The 18,462-nt window shown below is 69.7% G+C and carries 13 protein-coding genes and 1 tRNA gene; 6 read left to right on the forward strand and 8 right to left on the reverse strand.

The genetic code is table 11. The features are described 5' to 3' along the window. The first annotated feature begins 170 nt into the window (after window positions 1-170). The 4 genes from ACIP67_RS32590 to ACIP67_RS32605 all read left to right on the forward strand — a co-directional run bounded on the left by ACIP67_RS32590 (window position 171) and on the right by ACIP67_RS32605 (window position 6,438). Window positions 171-512, forward strand: coding sequence for a chorismate mutase (locus tag ACIP67_RS32590; protein ID WP_401696590.1), 342 nt, complete (start codon window positions 171-173; stop codon window positions 510-512). A gap of 176 nt (window positions 513-688) precedes the next feature. Then, the gene (gene pepN, locus ACIP67_RS32595; RefSeq protein ID WP_401696593.1) at window positions 689-3,181 is read left to right on the forward strand and encodes an aminopeptidase N; all 2,493 of its coding nucleotides are present in this window, start codon (window positions 689-691) and stop codon (window positions 3,179-3,181) included. Window positions 3,182-3,655: 474 nt separating this feature from the next. Continuing rightward, entirely contained in the window at window positions 3,656-5,020 is a 1,365-nt protein-coding gene (locus ACIP67_RS32600; RefSeq protein ID WP_401696595.1) for a pyridoxal phosphate-dependent decarboxylase family protein, read from the forward strand. Beyond that, window positions 5,017-6,438, forward strand: a complete 1,422-nt coding sequence (locus ACIP67_RS32605) for a lysine N(6)-hydroxylase/L-ornithine N(5)-oxygenase family protein (protein WP_401696596.1) — start codon at window positions 5,017-5,019, stop codon at window positions 6,436-6,438. Before ACIP67_RS32600 ends, ACIP67_RS32605 begins: the two co-directional genes overlap by 4 nt. Before the next feature lie 27 nt (window positions 6,439-6,465). On the opposite strand, the gene ACIP67_RS32610 is transcribed toward ACIP67_RS32605, so the two are convergent. Further along, on the reverse strand, window positions 6,466-8,280 hold the full coding sequence (locus ACIP67_RS32610) for a bifunctional metallophosphatase/5'-nucleotidase (protein ID WP_401696701.1): 1,815 nt from the start codon (window positions 8,278-8,280) through the stop codon (window positions 6,466-6,468). 397 nt (window positions 8,281-8,677) lie between these two features. On the opposite strand from ACIP67_RS32610, the gene pyk reads away from it, so the two are divergent. Next, a complete protein-coding gene (gene pyk / locus ACIP67_RS32615; RefSeq protein ID WP_401696598.1) occupies window positions 8,678-10,108 on the forward strand; it encodes a pyruvate kinase in 1,431 nt (476 codons plus the stop codon). A gap of 6 nt (window positions 10,109-10,114) precedes the next feature. Here the strand turns inward: pyk and ACIP67_RS32620 are convergent, their stop codons facing one another. Continuing rightward, window positions 10,115-10,894, reverse strand: a complete 780-nt coding sequence (locus tag ACIP67_RS32620; protein ID WP_401696599.1) for a helix-turn-helix domain-containing protein — start codon at window positions 10,892-10,894, stop codon at window positions 10,115-10,117. 106 nt (window positions 10,895-11,000) lie between these two features. After that, a tRNA-Leu gene (locus ACIP67_RS32625) sits at window positions 11,001-11,073 on the reverse strand. A 101-nt stretch (window positions 11,074-11,174) separates the two neighbouring features. On the opposite strand from ACIP67_RS32625, the gene ACIP67_RS32630 reads away from it, so the two are divergent. Continuing rightward, the gene (locus tag ACIP67_RS32630; RefSeq protein ID WP_401696601.1) at window positions 11,175-11,831 is read left to right on the forward strand and encodes an ANTAR domain-containing response regulator; all 657 of its coding nucleotides are present in this window, start codon (window positions 11,175-11,177) and stop codon (window positions 11,829-11,831) included. Window positions 11,832-11,919: 88 nt separating this feature from the next. Here the strand turns inward: ACIP67_RS32630 and ACIP67_RS32635 are convergent, their stop codons facing one another. The 5 genes from ACIP67_RS32635 to ACIP67_RS32655 form a co-directional block, all read right to left on the reverse strand. Beyond that, on the reverse strand, window positions 11,920-12,636 hold the full coding sequence (locus tag ACIP67_RS32635) for an ABC transporter ATP-binding protein (protein WP_401696603.1): 717 nt from the start codon (window positions 12,634-12,636) through the stop codon (window positions 11,920-11,922). Continuing rightward, window positions 12,633-13,499, reverse strand: a complete 867-nt coding sequence (locus tag ACIP67_RS32640) for an ABC transporter ATP-binding protein (RefSeq protein ID WP_401696605.1) — start codon at window positions 13,497-13,499, stop codon at window positions 12,633-12,635. Before ACIP67_RS32640 ends, ACIP67_RS32635 begins: the two co-directional genes overlap by 4 nt. 5 nt (window positions 13,500-13,504) lie before the next feature. Beyond that, window positions 13,505-15,343 carry a branched-chain amino acid ABC transporter permease gene (locus ACIP67_RS32645; protein ID WP_401696607.1) on the reverse strand — a complete coding sequence of 613 codons (1,839 nt, stop codon included), beginning with the start codon at window positions 15,341-15,343 and terminating at the stop codon, window positions 13,505-13,507. A 5-nt stretch (window positions 15,344-15,348) separates the two neighbouring features. After that, on the reverse strand, window positions 15,349-16,278 hold the full coding sequence (locus tag ACIP67_RS32650; RefSeq protein ID WP_401696609.1) for a branched-chain amino acid ABC transporter permease: 930 nt from the start codon (window positions 16,276-16,278) through the stop codon (window positions 15,349-15,351). A 114-nt stretch (window positions 16,279-16,392) separates the two neighbouring features. Continuing rightward, complete coding sequence (locus ACIP67_RS32655) at window positions 16,393-17,619, reverse strand: branched-chain amino acid ABC transporter substrate-binding protein (protein ID WP_401696610.1); 1,227 nt, start codon at window positions 17,617-17,619, stop codon at window positions 16,393-16,395. Window positions 17,620-18,462: the final 843 nt, after the last annotated feature.

Consider the following 18,462-nt stretch of genomic DNA (forward strand, 5'->3'; position numbering starts at 1 on the left):
CGGAAGCGACCCCGGCCCCGGCACCCGCCCCGCACCCGCGGGAGACCCCCGTCCGGCCCTTCCCGCCCCTTTCCCGGGCCCCGTCCCAGAGGCCCTCCGCCCGCCGCCACCTGCCCGAACGGCCCGGGCGGCGGCAGAGCGCACCCGGCGACGCACTAGGGTGAACGCCCATGACCACCAGCCACACCGGAACCGGCGCCGTCGACCCCGCGGTCCTCGAAGAGCTCGCCCGCCTGCGCGACAGCATCGACAACATCGACGCCGCCGTCGTCCACATGCTCGCCGAACGCTTCAAGGCCACCCAGCAGGTCGGCCACCTCAAGGCCCGTCACCAGCTCCCCCCGGCCGACCCGGCCCGCGAGGCCCGTCAGATCGCCCGCCTGCGCGCCCTCGCCGAGAGCGCCAAACTGGACCCGGCCTTCGCCGAGAAGTTCCTCAACTTCATCATCGCCGAGGTGATCCGCCACCACGAGCGCATCGCCGAGGACGCCGTCCACGGAACCACCTCCTGACCCCCGCCCCCCGCAGCACCCGGTCCCCCCACCGCAACGGACCACACCCCGCCCGCGGCCCCGCCACAGCGGCCCACCGCGCACACCCCGCCGCGCCACCCCGCCCCCCCGGCGCGGCGCGGAACAAAAGGCGCGTACCGATCCGCCCCTGTGCCCCGCCTGCGCCATCAGGCAGCATGTCCTGCATGTCCGTACTGACGCGCGACGAAGCGCAGACCCGTGCCGAGTTCCTCGATGTCCACCGCTACACGATCACCCTCGATCTGACCGCCGGGGACGAGACCTTCGACTCCCACACCGAGATCAGGTTCACCGCCCGCACGGGCGCGGACACCTTCGTAGAGCTCAAGCCGGCCGAGCTGCGCTCCGTCACCCTCGACGGAGAACCCCTCGACCCGGGCATCCTCGACGACAACCGGCTCCCGCTGAAGAACCTCACCGCCGGCGAGCACGAACTGCGCGTCGACGCGAGCATGCGCTACTCCCGCACCGGCGAGGGAATGCACCGCTTCACCGACCCCGCCGACGGCGAGACCTACCTCTACACACAGCTGTTCATGGACGACGTCCAGCGCGTCTTCGCCGCGTTCGACCAGCCCGACCTCAAGGCCGTCTTCGACCTGACCGTGATCGCACCGGAAGGCTGGACCGTCCTCGCCAACGGCATCACCGAACACCTCGGCGCCGGCCGCTGGCAGGCCGCACCCACCCCCCTGATCTCCACCTACCTCGTCGCCGTCGCCGCCGGCCCCTGGCACTCCGTCCGCACCGAACACCGCGGTCTGCCCTTCGGCATCCACTGCCGCCGCTCGCTCGCCCCCCACCTGGACGCCGACGCCGACGAGATCCTCGCCGTCACCCGGCAGTGCTACGACCGCTACCACGAGAAGTTCGAGGAGCCCTACCCCTTCGACTCCTACGACCAGGCGTTCGTCCCCGAGTTCAACGCCGGCGCCATGGAGAACCCCGGCCTCGTCACCTTCCGCGACGACTTCGTCTACCGCTCCGCCGTCACCGACACCGAACGCCAGACCCGCGCCATGGTCATCGCCCACGAGATGGCCCACATGTGGTTCGGCGACCTCGTCACCCTCAAGTGGTGGGACGACATCTGGCTCAACGAGTCCTTCGCCGAGTACATGGGCTACCAGACGACCGCCGAGGCCACCCGTTTCACCGACACCTGGACCGAGTTCGGCGTCGTCCGCAAGGCCTGGGGCTACGACGCCGACCAGCGCCCCTCCACCCACCCCGTCGCCCCCGAACACGTCGAGGACACCGCCTCCGCCCTCCTCAACTTCGACGGCATCTCCTACGCCAAGGGCGCCTCCGCACTCAGGCAACTGGTGACCTGGCTCGGCGAGAAGGACTTCCTGGCCGGCATCAACGCCCACTTCGCCCGCCACCGGTTCGGCAACGCCACCCTCGCCGACTTCATCGACTCCCTCGCCGGGGCCACCGAACGCGACGTCCACGCCTGGGCCGACGCCTGGCTGCGGACCACGGGAGTCGACACGCTCACCGCGTCCGTCGACGCCCGCCCCGGTGCATGGACGCTCGCCCTCCACCGCGACGGAGGCCGCCCCCACCGCGCCACCGTCGGCGTGTACGACCGCGACCTCAACGACGGCCGCACCCTGGTCCTGCGCGAACGCTACGAAACGGACGTCCCCCAGGACACCCCCGAAGCCCGCCCCGGCATCCGCCCCGCCCTCGTCGTCCCCAACGACCTGGACGTCACCTACGCCAAGATCCGCCTGGACGACACCTCCCTGGAGACCGCGCTGCGCGGGATCTCCGAGATCCCGGACGCGATCACCCGCGCCGTCGTGTGGAACACCCTGCGCGACATGGTCCGCGACGGCGACCTCGCCCCCGACGACTACCTGGCCACCGTCGGCGCCCACCTCCCCCAGGAGACCGACCTCGCCCTCGCCCAGGGCGTCCTCGCCTTCGCCGGCACCCACATCGCCGACCGCTACCTCGGCCCCGAGCGACGGCCCGCCGCCCTGGCCACCCTCACCTCCGTGTGCCGCGACCTCATCCGCCGCACCGAGGACGGCGACCACCCCGGCCTGCGCCTGATCGCCGTACGCCACCGCATCGCCACCGCCGCCCACCCCGACACCATCGCCGCCTGGCTCGCCGACGGCACCGTCCCCGGCGGCCCCGAACTCGACCCCGAACTGCGCTGGCGCGTCCTCACCCGCCTCGCCGTCCTCGGCGCCACCGACGAGGCCGCCATCGCCGCCGAACTCGACCGCGACCCCTCCGCCACCGGCCAGGAAGGCGCCGCCCGCTGCCGCGCCGCCCTCCCCGACCCGGAGGCCAAGCGCACCGCCTGGGCCGCCATGTTCGACACCGACGGCCTCTCCAACTACCTCTTCACCGCCACCGCCCAGGGCTTCTGGCAACCCGAACAGGCCGACCTGGTCGCGGAGTACGTACCCCGCTTCTACCAGGACGCGCCCGCCGTCGCCGCCCGCCGGGGCCCCGCCATCGCCGAGGCCGTCGGCCGCTGGGCCTTCCCCGCCCACGCCGTCGACGCCGAGCACCTCACCCTGGGCGAGACCTGCTTGAACGACGCCGACCTGACCCCGGCACTGCGCCGCAAGCTCACCGACCAACTCGACGACCTGCGACGAGCGTTGCGCGTCCGACAGGCGTAGCGCCCCGGACCGGCGACGGACGCCGGGCCGACGGAAGCCGGGCCGACGGACGGACGCCGGACCGGCCGGCGGAGGGCCACCGGACCGGTCGGCGGACGGACGCCGGGCGGGCCGACGCCACCGGACCGGCCGGCGGAGGGCCACCGGACCGGTCGGCGGACGGACGCCGGGCGGGCCGACGCCACCGGACCGGCCGGCGGAGGGCCACCGGGCGGGCCGCACCCGACCGCCCGGCGTCCCACACCCGCCCGGCATCCCTCCGTCCCCCCACCTGGCGTCCCACGGCCCCCTCCGGCCACGCCGCACCCGCCACCACCCCAGCGCGAGCACCCCCCACGCCAGCCCCGGCACCACCCGTCACCACCCGCACCACCACCCCCCACGCTCCCACTTTCGGGTCCAATTCCCGCAGCCCACACCGTGTTTCACCGTGCCCGGCGACACACTGGGACTCCCCGCCCCCGGAGGAGCCCCATGAGCCTTCCGCCCCTCGCCTCGGGCCCCCAAGGCCCCACCGGCGACCTGCGGCCCCTGCTCGACACGGTCCTCGACGCCCTGCACACCGGCACCCGAGCCCGCGGCGGCCCCCTGCCCGCCGGCGGCCCCGCCGCGGTCGCCGCACGCATCGACCACGCCCTCGGCGACGTCCTGCCCGCCGAAGGCGACCCCCACGCCCTGCGCACCCTCGTCCACGCCCTCGCCGAAGGCGCCGCCGACCCCGCCCACCCCCTGTGCGCGGCCCACCTGCACTGCCCGCCCCTCGCCGTCGCCACCGCCGCCGACCTCGCCGCCTCCGCCCTCAACCCCTCCCTCGACTCCTGGGACCAAGCCCCCGCCGCCTCCGCACTCGAAGCCCGGGTCACCCGCGCCCTCGCCCGGGAAACCGGCCTCACCGACGCCCTCGTCACCACCGGCGGCACCGAATCCAACCAGCTCGCCCTCCTCCTCGCCCGCGAACGCCACGGCCCCCAGCTCCGCCTCGTCCACGGCGCCAACGCCCACCACTCCCTGCCCCGCGCCGCCTGGCTCCTCGGCCTCCCCGCCCCCCTCGCCGTCCCCACCCCCACCGGCACCCTCGACCCCACCGCCCTCCACCACGCCCTCACCGACCTCACCGGCCCCGTGCTCGTCGCCGCCACCGCCGGCACCACCGACGCCGGTCTCATCGACCCGCTCCCCGACATCGCCGGCCTCGCCGGCACCCACCGCGCCCGCCTCCACATCGACGCCGCCTACGGCGGACCACTCCTGTTCAGCGACCGCCACCGCCACCGCCTCACCGGCCTCGACACCGCCCACACCATCACCCTCGACCTGCACAAACTCGGCTGGCAACCCGCTGCCGCCGGCCTCCTCGCCGTCCGCGACCCCACCGACCTCACCGCCCTCCACCACCCCACCGACTACCTCAACGCCGACGACGACACCCACGCGGGCCTCCCCGACCTCCTCACCCGCTCCCCCCGCACCACCCGCCGGCCCGACATCCTCAAGATCGCCGTCACCCTCAGAACCCTCGGCCGCACCGGCCTCGCCGCCCTCGTCGACCAGGTCTGCGCCCACGCCCAGACCCTCGCCGACCTCATCCACGACCACCCCGCCCTCGACCTCTACGACCGCCCCACCCTCACCACCGTCCTCTTCCGGCCCACCGGCGCCACCGACGACACCGTCGCCGCCCTCCGCCGCCGACTCCTCACCGAAGGCCACGCCGTCCTCGGCCGCGCCCGCCTCGACGGCCGCCTCTGGCTCAAGACCACCCTCCTCAACCCCCACACCCACCCCCGCGACCTCACCACCCTCCTCACCCTCGCCAGCGAAGGACCCACCCCCGCGTGAACACCACCCCCCGCCACCCCACCGACACCCCCCGCGACCTCGTCGGCATCGGCATCGGCCCCTGCAACCTCTCCCTCGCCGCCCTCGCCCACCCCCTCACCACACTCGACACCGTCTTCTACGACCAACGCCCCGCCTTCACCTGGCACCCCGGCCTCCTCATCGACGGCGCCCGCACCCAGGTCCCCTTCCTCGCCGACCTCGTCACCCTCGCCGACCCCACCAGCCCCTGGACCTTCCTCAACTACCTCAGAGCCCACCACCGCCTCTACCCCTTCTACTTCGCCGAGCGCTTCCACACCCCCCGCGCCGAATACGACGCCTACTGCCGCTGGGTCGCCGACCACCTCCCCGCACTCCACTTCCACCACCGGGTCGACGCCGTCCACTGGAACCCCGAACGCGACCTCTTCGAGATCGACCACACCCACCTCGACCCCGACGGAGAAGCCCGGGCCCACGGCCGCACCCACACCAAGAACGTCGTCCTCGGCATCGGCACCGAACCCCACGTCCCCGACCCCCTGCGCCCCCTCACCGACGACCCCCACGCCCTCGTCCTCCACGCCTCCGACTACCTCCGCCACCGCACCACCCTCCTCGCCGCCGACCACGTCACCGTCGTCGGCTCAGGACAGTCCGGCGCCGAGATCTTCCTCGACCTCCTCCGCCACCGCCCCACCGGCCGCGAACGACTCCACTGGATCGGCCGCACCGCGGCGTTCGCCCCCATGGAGTACTCCAAACTCGGCCTCGAACACTTCACCCCCGACTACACCCGCTACTTCCACGCCCTCCCCGAAACCGTCCGCGACCGCCTCGTCGACAGCCAATGGCAACTCCACAAGGGCATCGACGCCACCACCCTCGCCGCCATCCACGACGAGCTCTACCGGCGCACCCTCCACGGCGGCTGGCCCGACACCGTCCTCACCCCCGGAGTCCGCGTCCGCACCGCCGGCCGCATCGCCACCACCAAAATCGAACTCCACCTCGAACACATCCACCAGAACACCCGCAGCCGCCTCACCACCGACGCCGTCGTCCTCGCCACCGGCCACCGCGAACGCTCCCTCGACCGCCTCCTCGCCGGCCTCGACCCCTACCTCCGCCGCGACAACAGCGAACGCCCCCGCATCGACGAACACTTCCGCCTGGTCCTCGACCCCGCCATCACCGCCACCGGCAGCACGGTCCACGTCCAGAACGCCGAACGCCACACCCACGGCGTCGGCGCCCCCGACCTCGGCCTCGCCGCCTGGCGCAGCGCCACCATCCTCAACACCCTCACCGGCAAGGACCTCTACCCCCTGCCCCCACGCACCGCCTTCACCACCTTCGGCCTCGCACCACGACAGCCCCAGATCCCGCCCGCACGCCGGCCGGAGACCCTGACCCCCCTACGGGACGGAACCTGAGACCACCACCTCGACCCGGCACACCCACTAGAACACCGGCGTACCGTTCCGCGTCAGCTTCCAGTCCACCGACGCGAAGTCCGCCGGATCCAGCACACCCTTCGCCGTCACCCACTCCGCGATCCGCGTCCGGATCTCCGTCGACTCCGACCACACCTCGGTCGCGGACGCCACGTGCGGGAACGCGCCACCGCCGTTCGCCCGGTAGTTGTTCACCGCGAACACGAACTCCTGGGCGTCGTCCAGAGCCGCGCCCCCGTACGTCAGGTTCTTGATCCGCGACCCCGGCGCCTGCGCGATGTCGATCTCGTACGCCAGCCCCGACACATAGTCGTAGTTGTAGTCCGGACGGCTGTTCGCGTTCGTCAGCTTCTCCACGTCGACCACCGCGTCCGCCGCCGTCTGCACGAAATACTCCGCCGAATACTCCAGGTACGCCCGCACCTGCGCACCCGTCATCACCTTCGCCACCAACGTGTTGTCGTACACGTACAGACTCGACAGATCCCGGATCGTCACCTCGCCCGCCGGGATCTCGGACGTCCGCGAGAACGGCGACGCCTGCGCGATCACCGGCAGCGACGCGTACGACGTCCCCACCAGCGCCGCCTTCACCACATCCTCCTGCACCTTGGTGATCAGATCGATGATCGGAGCGTCCTTGTACCGCGCCTCCACCGTCGTCAACGTCTCCGTCGCCGAACCGACCACCTGATTGACGTACGCCACGACCTGCGCGTGCTCGTCCGACAGCAGCTTCGTGATCCTCGGGTCATCCGCCACCGTGTTCGCGTTCCGCACCGACGCCGCCACCGAATCGACCGTCCACCGCCCCTTCGCGAACACCAACTCGATGTCGAACAACGACAACCGCTCCGCGTACGCCAACGGCTCCGACAGCACCACCGTCTTCCCCGTCTGCTCGTTCGTGACCTTCAGCTCCGCGATCTCCACATGCGCATGACCCACCAGAACCGCGTCGATCCCCGGCACCTGCTGCGCCATCAACGCCGCCGAATTCTCCACGTACGGCAACTGGTCACCGTACGACGACGTACCCGACGCACCCGAATGCGCCGACACCACCACCACGTCCGCACCCATCGACCGCAGCTTCGGCACCCACTTCGCCGCCTGCTCCTCCAGGCCCGGGAACGTCAGCTTCCCCTGCACGTACGCCTTGTCCCAGATCGCGATCCCCGGATTCGTCAGCCCCAGCACCGCCACCTTCACCGGCGGAGCACCCTTCACCGCGAACTTCTTGATGAAGTACGGAGGAAACGCAGGCTTCAGCGTCTTCGCGTCCAGCGCATTCGCCCCCAGCAACGGGAAATCACACTGCTCCTCGAACTTCCGCAGCGTCTCGATCCCGTAATTGAACTCGTGATTGCCCAACGCCACCGCGTCGTACCCGATCGCGTTCATCGCCTGCGCCATCGGATGCACCGGACCACCTTCCGCGGTGATCGGATCCACCTTCGCGTAGTAGTACGTCAGCGGCGTCCCCTGGATCGTGTCGCCCGCGTCCAGCAGCAGCGTGTTCTCCCGGCCCCTCTCCTCGCGGATCTGGTCCACCAGGGTCGAAACACGCGCCAGACCCTGCGCGTTGCCCTGCGCGTCCGTGTACTCGGCGTCCTTGAAGTAGTCCCAGTTGAAGACGTGCCCGTGCAGATCGGTCGTCCCCATCACCGTCAGCGAGTACCGCTTCGCCGGCTTCCCCGACCTCCCCTGCCCACCGGACTCCGCCGCCTGGGCCGCCGGCGCCGCGGCCGCCCCCGCGACCGCCACCCCCGCCCCGGTCGCGGCGGACTTCTGAAGGAACGTACGACGGTTCAACGGCATGCTGTGCTCCTCGAGGAACGGCCAATGACGCGCGTAGACAACCCGCGTAGACGAACGCGCGTAGACAAACGCGCGTAGATTCTGACCCGCCCACGACGAACGGCAACAGACCCCGCAGGTTTCGATCTGGTGACCCCGCCTGTGAGCCACCCACTCCCCGAACCAGGCCGAACCAGGGGAAACATCACCAGAGCCGGACGTATGGCCACCCCGCCCCGGCCGGAGCCCGCCCCGCCCGTGAATTCACCCCGACGGCCCCATCGAAAAGCCTCCCGACGTGCTCATCGGAGCACTCGGCCGCACAATGCACCACCCGTCAACAAGCCTTCACCGAAAGGACGTTGAGCAGACACGCCCCACCAATTCCCTACCCGACGGTAAGCCCTACGCTCGACCCATGCGCCGAGCGAAAATCGTCTGCACACTGGGCCCCGCCACCCATCGGTACGACCAGATAAAGGCCCTGGTCGAAGCCGGAATGGACGTCGCCCGCTTCAACCTCAGCCACGGCACCCACGCCGAACACGAGGAGCGCTACCGGCACGTCCGCAAGGCCTCCGACGAAACCGGCCGCAGCGTCGGTCTCCTCGCCGACCTCCAAGGCCCCAAGATCCGCCTCGGCCGCTTCACCGAAGGACCCGTACTCCTCGAACGCGGGGACACCTTCACCATCACCGTGGAAGAAGGCGTCCAAGGCGACCGCCACACCTGCGGCACCACCCACGCCGGCCTCGCCACCGACGTCACCCCGGGCGAACGCATCCTCGTCGACGACGGCAGAGTCAGCCTCGAAGTCACCGCCGTCGACGGCCCCCGCGTCCGCACCCGCGTCATCGAAGGCGGCATCATCTCCGACCACAAGGGACTCAACCTCCCCGGAGTGGCCGTATCCGTCCCCGCCCTCTCCAAAAAGGACGAGGACGACCTCCGCTGGGCCCTGCGCACCGGCTTCGACGTCGTCGCCCTCTCCTTCGTCAGGAACGGCAAGGACATCGTCGACGTCCACCGCATCATGGACGAAGAAGGCCGACGCCTCCCCGTCATCGCCAAAGTCGAGAAACCCCAGGCGGTCGAGAACATCGACGACATCGTCGCCGCCTTCGACGGCATCATGGTCGCCCGCGGCGACCTCGGCGTCGAAATGCCCCTCGAACAAGTCCCCATCGTCCAGAAGCGAGCCATCAAACTCGCCCGGCGCAACGCCAAACCCGTGATCGTCGCCACCCAGATGCTCGACTCCATGATCGAGAACTCCCGTCCCACCCGCGCCGAGGCCAGCGACGTCGCCAACGCCGTCATCGACGGCACCGACGCCGTGATGCTCTCCGGCGAGACCAGCGTCGGCAAGTACGCCGTCCAGACCGTCCGCACCATGGCCAAGATCGTCGAAGCCGCCGAGGAGGACATCCTCGCCAAGGGCCTCCCCCCGCTCACCGAACACGACAAACCCCGCACCCAGGGCGGCGCCGTCGCCCGCGCCGCGGCCGAGATCGGCGACTTCCTCGGCGCGAAGTTCCTCGTCGCCTTCACCCAGTCGGGCGACACCGCCCGCCGCCTCTCCCGCTACCGCTCACCCATCCCCCTCCTCGCCTTCACCCCGGAACCCGCGACCCGCTCCCAGCTCAGCGCCACCTGGGGCGTGGAGACCTTCCTGGGCCCCCACGCCGACTCCACCGACGCCATGGTCGACCAGGTGGACGAACTGCTGCTGAGGTACGGACGGTGCCGGAAGGGAGACGTGGTGGTCATCACCGCCGGCTCACCCCCCGGCGTCTCCGGCTCGACGAACCTGGTCCGCGTCCACCACATCGGGGAGGACGACAGGTAGGAGGGGTCAGTATTTGGGACCCACGTGGGCGTCGAGGAGGGCGACAGAGGCCTTCTTGGCGACGGAGATGTTGTACGGGTTGCCGTTCCGCGTGCAGTGCGTCCACTCGACGCCCAGCGAGTCCAAGGTGTCCGTGTAGAGGCGCCGAATGTCGTCGGAGACATTGGTGAAGAAGTACCGGGGATATTCGTAGCGCTTGCGCTCGCCCTTGACGACACGGGTCGTCCAGTTGGTGAGACGGCAGCCGTCTGAATGGATGAGGCCGCGGATGAATTCCCAGGGGTGGGCATCGACGATGGCCTGCTGCCAAGGTTCGAGGGCGATCACACGCTCGTGTTTCTTGCCGGGGCCGTGCTGGGGGAACATACAGGCCCAGTGCTTCGTGTAGGACTTGACCTCGACGCAGCCGGTTTTGTGGCGCTGGCCGACCTTCGGCTGCGGCATCACCCTGTGCATAGCCTCCGCCGCCGCAGCGATCAGCCCGGTCTGAGTCTCGTTGCAGAAGACGGACAGGTGATGCTGCTTGCGCTTGGAGACGATGTGGCCATCGCCGAGGTACAGCCCCAGCAGGTATGCGTACGCCGCCACGTCGAACGGGCGCCCTGTACACCGAGGGCAATCTGTCGGCTTCTCGTACGTCTCGCCGCGTGCTTTGCGGTCCTCGCTGCGCCACCAGCCGACGGTTCCTCGCGGAACATTGAGGCGCTCCGCGACGATGCGATTGGGGATGCCCTGGCGCATGAGGCTGACAGCCTGTGCGCGAATCGAAGGACTGTGCGTTTCCATGCTGGCACTCTGCGACAGGGAATGTGGGGCCGTGCAGCAAAAGGCGGATGTTCACCAGCACGGGAACATCCGCTTCACGGTGGAATCCTTGGAATCCAAGGAAAAGTGCCCCGGGTCGGATTCGAACCGACGCTGAATGGGTTTTGAATCCATGGCCTCTGCCGCTGGGCTACCGGGGCCCCCTTCAAAAGAAAGGTAAGCGGTCACCCGCCGTGCCCCCACCTTACCGCAGCTGGGTAGGCTCTTGTCAGCAGTACCCCTGCCCTGACAAGGAGCCCCCGTGACCGCCCCCGAGTCGCCCCAGCCCGTAGACGCGCCCGACGACGACAAGTCGCACGTGCCTCCGCTGACGACCCGTGTCGTCATCGCCGAGGACGAGGCCCTGATCCGGCTCGACCTCAAAGAGATGCTGGAGGAGGAGGGCTACAGCGTCGTCGGTGAGGCCGGTGACGGCGAGCAGGCGGTCGAGCTCGCCCGCGAGCACCAGCCGGATCTGGTGATCCTGGACGTGAAGATGCCGAAGATGGACGGTATCTCCGCGGCGGAGAAGATCGCGGAGGAGGGGATCGCGCCGGTGCTGATGCTGACCGCGTTCTCGCAGCGTGACCTGGTGGAGCGGGCACGGGACGCGGGCGCGATGGCGTACCTGGTGAAGCCGTTCAGCAAGAGTGACGTGGTGCCGGCGATCGAGATGGCCGTCTCGCGGTTCACGGAGTTGAAGGAGCTGGAGAAGGAGGTCGCGGACCTCACCCAGCGGCTGGAGACGCGGAAGCTGGTGGACCGGGCGAAGTCGGTCCTGCAGACGGAGTACGGGCTGTCGGAGCCGGCTGCGTTCCGCTGGATCCAGAAGACGTCGATGGACCGGCGGATGTCGATGCAGCAGGTGGCGGAGGCGGTCATTCAGGACGCGGAGGAGAAGAAGGCGTCCAAGGGCTGAGCGAGGCGTCCGCCAGGACTGTGACGAGGCCCGCGCCCCTCTCCGGGGGGTGCGGGCCTCGTCGTGTCGGTGTGGTGGCGGTGGTGGTTCAGTCTTCGCCGAGGTAGGCCTTGCGGACGGATTCGTCGTGGAGGAGGTCCTGACCGCTGCCGGAGAGGACGATCTTGCCGACCTCCATGACGTGCCCGTGGTCGGCGAGCGAGAGGGCGGCTTGGGCGTTCTGCTCGATGAGCAGGATGGTGGTGCCCTGGGACTTCAGTTCCCGGATGGTCGCCATGATCTTCTGCATCATGATCGGCGAGAGGCCCATGGAGGGCTCGTCGAGCATCAGCAGCTTCGGCCGGGACATCAGCGCCCGTCCCATGGCGAGCATCTGCTGCTCACCGCCGGAGAGGGTGCCCGCGGCCTGCTTGCGGCGCTCTCCGAGGATGGCGAAGAGGTCGTAGGCGCGTTGGATGTCCTTTTCGATGCCCTCTTTGTCGGTGCGCAGGTAGGCGCCGAGGCGGAGGTTGTCCTCGATGGTCATCCGGGGGAAGATGTGCCGGCCCTCGGGGGAGTGGGCGAGGCCCAGGGAGACGACCTTGTGTGCGGGGACCTTCTTCAGTGACGTGCCGTCGAACCTGATCTCGCCGGAGACCGGTTGGAGCAGTCCGGAGAGTGTCCGCAGGGTCGTGGTCTTGCCGGCGCCGTTGGTGCCGATGAGGGTGACGACCTCGCCGGCGTTCACGGTGAACGAGATGCCCTTGACGGCTTCGATCTTGCCGTAGGCGACCCTGAGGTCCTCGACCTCCAGCAGTGCGGTCACTTGTCGTCCCCTTCTGTGGTGCTGTGCGCCTCGGCCGCCTCGACCTCGGCGGCTTCCTCCGTGCCGGGTGCGCCCTCGAAGGGGGTGCCGAGGTAGGCGGCGATGACGCGTTCGTCGGCCTGGACGACCTCGGCGGGGCCTTCGACGATCTTCTCGCCCTGGACGAGCACGGCGACGCGGTCGCAGAGGTTCATGATGAACCGGATGTCGTGCTCGATGACGAGGACGGCGATGCCCTGGTCGCGGATCGCGAAGATGAGTTCCTCGGCGGCGCGGGTCTCCTGCGGGTTCATGCCGGCGGTCGGCTCGTCGAGGAGGAGCAGTCCGGGTTCGCTGGCCAGCGCGCGGGCGATCTCCAGCTTGCGCTGCTCGCCGTAGGGGAGGTTGCGGGCGAGGTGGTCGGCCTTGGCGGCGAGGCCGGTGAACTCCAGGAGTTCCATGGCGCGCTCGCGGGATTCCTGTTCGGCCTTCCGGAAGCCGGGCAGTCGCAGCAGTGCGGACCAGAGGCCTTCTTTGGTCCGGGTGTGCCGTCCGACCAGTACGTTTTCCAGAACGGTCATGTTGGCGAAGAGGCGGATGTTCTGGAAGGTGCGGGCGATGCCGGCCTGGGTGACCAGGTGGGGTTTGGGGGGCAGGACGGTGCCCTTGTAGGAGACCGTGCCCTCGGTCGGTACGTAGAGGCCGGTGAGGCAGTTGAAGAAGGTCGTCTTGCCGGCGCCGTTGGGGCCGATGAGTCCGACGATCTCGCCGGTGCCGACGGTGAGGTCGACGCCGCGGACGGCGGTGAGGCCGCCGAAGCGCATGGTGACGCCGCCGGCGTCGAGGACCGTGGTGCTGGTGGATGCGGTCGTGGTGGTGGTCATGGCGGTCACGCCCCTGCCTTGGTGACGCCGGTCGCGCTCTCGGGCAGCGACGTGTCCTCCGGTACGTCGAGGTGTCCGGTCTCGTGGAATTCGAGCTGCTTCCTGCGGTCGGCGACCAGGCCTTCGGGGCGGAAGCGCATGAGGAGCATCAGCGCGATGCCGAAGAGGAGCAGCTGGTATTCGGCCATGAACTGGAGCTTGGCCGGGATGAGGTAGAGCAGGGCGGCGCCGATCAGTGGACCGCTGATGGTGCCCATGCCGCCGAGGATGACGGCGGCGAGCAGGAAGGCCGAGTTCGGCGGGACCGAGCCGGCGAACTGGTACTGCTCGGGGGTGACGCTGTAGGAGACGTGTGCCTGGACGGTGCCGGCGAGGCCGGCGAGGGAGGCGCCGAGGGCGAAGGCGAGCAGCTTGAGGCGGAAGCTGTTGATGCCCATGGCGGTGGCGGCGGTCTCGTCCTCGCGGATGGCGACCCAGGCGCGGCCGATGCGGGACTCGGCGGAGCGGCGGAAGACCAGGACGACGATGGCGGTGAACAGCAGCATCAGCAGGTAGTAGTTGCCGGAGCGGGTCAGCTCGTGGCCGAGGACGTCGTGCGGCAGGCCCAGGTTGAATCCGAGGACTTCCAGGTCGGGGATGTTGGGGATGCCGTTGGAGCCGTTGGTGACGTCGGGTCCGCTGTTGCCGTTCAGGTTGTTCATGGTGATGCGGAAGATCTCACCGAAGCCGAGGGTGACGATGGCGAGGTAGTCGCCGCGCAGTCGGAGGGTGGGGGCGCCGATCACCACGCCGAAGACGAGTGAGGCGAGCGCGCCGGTGAGGACGGCGGCCCAGAAGGGGAAGTGGACGCCGATGGTCGACTGGGGGGAGCCGGAGACGAGGGCGGCCGCGTAGGCGCCGACGCCGAGGAAGGCGACGTAGCCGAGGTCGAGGAGGCCGGCGAGGCCGACGACGACGTTGAGGCCGAGGGCGACCGTGGCGAAGATGAGGATGTTGGCGCCGATGAGGGCGAACTGGTCGTTGGTCTGGGTGAAGGGGAAGCAGATCGCGGCCACGAAGGCTGCGGTGAGGGTGACGTTGCGGTGTTTGGCGGTGAGCGCGGAGAGTCGTTGGAGGAGGCCCGCGCGGTTGAGGGCGGTGAAGGCGAAGGCGGTGGTGATGAGGAAGCCGATGAACAGTTCGGAGTACTCGGTGCCGATGCCGTAGGCGAAGACGTAGAGGCCGGTGCCGAAGCCCGCGGCGATGACGAGGATCTCCGTCCAGGCGGGGAGCGGTGTCGCGCGGCGGGGCTCGGGGGCGGTGAGGGAGTGCCGGAGGCGGGCCCAGAGGGTGGGCTGGGTGTCGGAGGCGTCGTGGGGCCGGTCGGCGGGGAGGCCGAGGGCGCCCGCGGCGGCGATGAGGGCGCCGGTGCCGGAGACCCAGGCGCCGGGTTCGAGGTTGACGAGGCCGCCGAGTTCCTGGGCGATGGCGCCCATGGCGTAGCCGGTGGTGCCGAGGACGCCGAGGGCGAGGAGGCGGACGGGGCTGTTGGTGCCGCCGGGGGTGAGCCAGCGCAGGCCCTTGACGCCGGTCGGCCCCCATCCGGCGAGGGTGAAGAGGAGGGTGAGGAGGGCGCCGGTGAGGGTGAGGACCTGGAGGCCGCCGGGGTATCCGGTGACGGTGAGGTTGCCGGGGAACTCCTCGGTCCAGGTCCAGGCGAGGAAGGTGCCGGCGAGGGCGACGGCGGAGCCGGCCAGGGTGATGGCGCGGGCCGCGGTCGGCGGGAGGGGGATGAGGGGGGTCGCCTCGGTGGTGGGCGGGGTGGTGGTGCCGGTGGTCTTCTGGGTGGGGATGTTGGTTGTCATGGGTATCACGCCCGATCCGCGACGCGTTCGCCGAGGAGGCCTTGGGGCCGGAGAAGGAGGACGAGGATGAGCAGGCTGAAGGCCCATACGTCCTTCCAGGCGCCGCCGCCGAAGAGGTCCATGCCGGGGATGTCGCCGATGTAGCCGGTGGCGAGGGATTCGGCGACGCCGAGGACGAGGCCGCCGAGCATGGCGCCGTAGATGTTGCCGATGCCGCCGAGGACGGCTGCGGTGAAGGCCTTGAGGCCCATGAGGAAGCCCATGCGGAAGCCGACCTGGCCGTTCTTGAGGCCGTAGGCGACGGCGGCGATGGCGGCGAAGGCGGCGCCGATGGCGAAGGCCATGACGATGATGCGGTCGGTGTTGATGCCCATGAGTTTGGCGGTGTCGGGGTCCTGGGCGGTGGCCTGCATGCCGCGTCCGGAGCGGGTTTTGCTGACGAAGAGGCCGAGGGCGGTCATGCAGAGGGGGGCGGCGATGAGGACGAAGAGGTCGCCGCGTTGGATGTGGGCGCCGAGGACGTCGATGGGGCCGCCGTCGAACTGGGGGAAGGGGTGGTCCTTCTTGGCGTCGGGGTACCACATCCAGACGACCTGCTGGAGGACGATGGACAGGCCGATGGCGGTGATGAGGGGGGCCAGGCGGGGTGCGGTGCGCAGGGGCCGGTAGGCGAAGCGTTCGGCGGCGGTGGCGACGGCGACGGAGACGAGGATGCCGCCGAGGATCATGAGGGGTACCGCGGCGCCGAGGGCGAAGCCGTCGGGGAGGACGAGCCAGACGGTGAGGGCGCCGAAGCCCCCGACCATGAAGATCTCGCCGTGGGCGAAGTTGATGAGCTGAACGATGCCGTAGACCATCGTGTAGCCGATCGCGATGAGACCGTACATCGCGCCGAGGATGAGTCCATTGGCCAGCTGTTGCGGCAGTTCGTGCACCGCAGGGCCTCCGTGGAGTGGTTCGGATACGGCGCCGCGCGGGAGCGCTGGTGGGCGCTCCCGCGTGGCCTGGATCAATGTGTGGGTCGGTGAGTGCTTGGGGTCCGGCCTCGCTCAGCCGACCGTGGGGGAGGCGCTGTATTCGGGGGTCCAGGCGTTGCTCTTGACCTTGTAGGCGGTCATGAGGGTGTTGGTGGTGTCGCCGAACTCGTCGAAGGAGATGGTGCCGGTGACGCCGTCGAACTTGACCTTGGACATGGCGTCGAGGACTGCCTTGCGGCCGTCGGAGGGGAGTTTGCCGTCGTTGCCCTCGACGGCGAGCTTGACGGCTTCGATGATGGCCCAGGTGGCGTCGTAGGTGAGGCCGCCGTAGGCCTCGTAGGCGTCCTTGTAGCCGGCGTTCTTGTAGTTGGCGATGAATTCCTTGGCCGAGGGGAGCTGTTCGACGGGCTTGCCGACGGAGGTGGCGAGGTCGCCTTCGGCCTTCTTGTTGAGCTTGGGGAATTCGCCGGAGTAGATGCCGTCGCCGCCCATGAGGGGGATGTTCTGGCCGCTGTCCTTGAGTTGCTGGCTCAGGGGGGCGGCGGCGGGGTATTCGCCGCCGTAGTAGAGGGCTTGGGCGCCGGTCTTCTTGATCTTGGCGACGACGGCGTTGAAGTCGCGGTCGTCGGGGTTGATGTGGTCGGTGCCGACGATCTGGCCGCCGAGTTTGGTGTAGTTGGTCTTGAAAGAGGCGGCGAGTCCGGCGCCGTAGGTCTTCTGGTCGTCGATCAGGTAGACCTTCTTGATGCCGGCCTTGGAGTAGAGGTACTCGGCGGCGAAGGCGCCCTGGATCTCGTCGGTGGTGGCGGTGCGGAAGAAGGTGTCGAACTGGCGGACGGAGTTGCCGGTCTTCCAGCCGTCGCCCTGGGTGAGTTCGGTGCCGGTGTTGGCGGGGGAGACCTGGGTGAGGCCGGCGTCGTTGAACGGTTTCTGCATCTGCTGGGAGACGCTGGAGTTCAGGGGGCCGACGACGCCGAGGACGTCCTTGTCGCTGATGAACTTCTGGGCGTTCTGCTGGCCGACGGAGGGCTGGGCCTGGTCGTCGAGGGGTTCGAGCTTGAACTCGATGCCGTCGACGTACTCTTCCTTGTTGGCGGTCTTGACGGCGAGGTCGGCGGAGTTCTGGATGCCGAGGCCGAGGGCCGAGAGGTCACCGGTGAGCGGGGCGTCGACGCCGATCACCACAGTGGTCTTGTCGCCGTTGCTGCTGTTGCTGTCGTCCCGCGACCCACAGGCTGTGAGTGTCAGCGATCCCGCCGCGAGTGCGGCGGTGATGGCGATGATCGAACGTTGACGCACGAATCAGGTCCTTTCCCTAACACGGCGGTCCCCCCTGGAACGCGCCGAGTCGAGCGCTGGGCCGAATGACTTCGAATCCGATGGCGCGGTGACTGGCGGTGACTCTAGGCGTGCGCGGGGAAGGTGGAGGAGGGTCTGGCTCATGCTGTGACTCTCTTGTTATGACACGACGTAATGCAGAGCGGTACTCGGTGGGTGGATGCGTGGAATTCCGACTGGTTCGCCCTGTCCGCATGGTGAGAACCCGCAGATGGCCCGCTTGAGATTTCAGCAGTGTCCGGCGATTTGGTGATGACGTGATGGTGTTGCCGCAGGCGACTCACGTGGCGTCGGAAGTGGCGTCGGCACACCCTTCGCGCGGTTTCCGGCCGTCGTCTTGTATTGCGTCGGTATTACGTAGAGTTACGCCACGGAAAGCGAGTCGGGCCTTTATCGGCACATTCCGCTTTCCCGGACATGCCGGTACGGTTCGCCGTCCGGAAGATGGGCGGCGGCGGGTGTGCGGCGGCGCGCGGACGCGGTTTCCGCGGGGGGCGGCCGGGTGGGGCGGCGGGGAGGGGATGGGCGTCCCGTGGCCCAAGTGCCCTTCCGCTTCCGGGAGATCGTCCGCTCGGCATGCCTCGACGCTGGTGCGCCCGCTCCCGGTGGGCAACGCCCGCCGAGCGTGCGGGCGGCACGGAACGCGGCCCGGGGGGCCGGGGCGGGCGGCTGCGGAGCTGTGGCCGGGTGCTGAGGGGCGGGTGGTTGCGGAGCTGTGGCCGGGTGCTGAGGGGCGGGTGGTTGCGGAGCTGTGGCCGGGTGCTGAGGGGCGGGTGGTTGCGGAGCTGTGGCCGGGTGCTGAGG

The sequence above is a fragment of the Streptomyces sp. NPDC088812 genome, assembly GCF_044750285.1.
Classification (GTDB): Bacteria; Actinomycetota; Actinomycetes; order Streptomycetales; family Streptomycetaceae; genus Streptomyces.

Excerpts from the sequence above, each read along its gene's own strand:
- ACIP67_RS32590 (WP_401696590.1), top strand. The coding sequence starts at position 171 with ATGACCACCAGCCACACCGGAACCGGCGCCGTCGACCCCGCGGTCCTC.
- pepN (WP_401696593.1), top strand. The coding sequence starts at position 689 with ATGTCCTGCATGTCCGTACTGACGCGCGACGAAGCGCAGACCCGTGCC.
- ACIP67_RS32600 (WP_401696595.1), top strand. The coding sequence starts at position 3,656 with ATGAGCCTTCCGCCCCTCGCCTCGGGCCCCCAAGGCCCCACCGGCGAC.
- ACIP67_RS32610 (WP_401696701.1), bottom strand. The coding sequence starts at position 8,280 with ATGCCGTTGAACCGTCGTACGTTCCTTCAGAAGTCCGCCGCGACCGGG.
- pyk (WP_401696598.1), top strand. The coding sequence starts at position 8,678 with ATGCGCCGAGCGAAAATCGTCTGCACACTGGGCCCCGCCACCCATCGG.
- ACIP67_RS32620 (WP_401696599.1), bottom strand. The coding sequence starts at position 10,894 with ATGGAAACGCACAGTCCTTCGATTCGCGCACAGGCTGTCAGCCTCATG.
- ACIP67_RS32640 (WP_401696605.1), bottom strand. The coding sequence starts at position 13,499 with ATGACCACCACCACGACCGCATCCACCAGCACCACGGTCCTCGACGCC.
- ACIP67_RS32645 (WP_401696607.1), bottom strand. The coding sequence starts at position 15,343 with ATGACAACCAACATCCCCACCCAGAAGACCACCGGCACCACCACCCCG.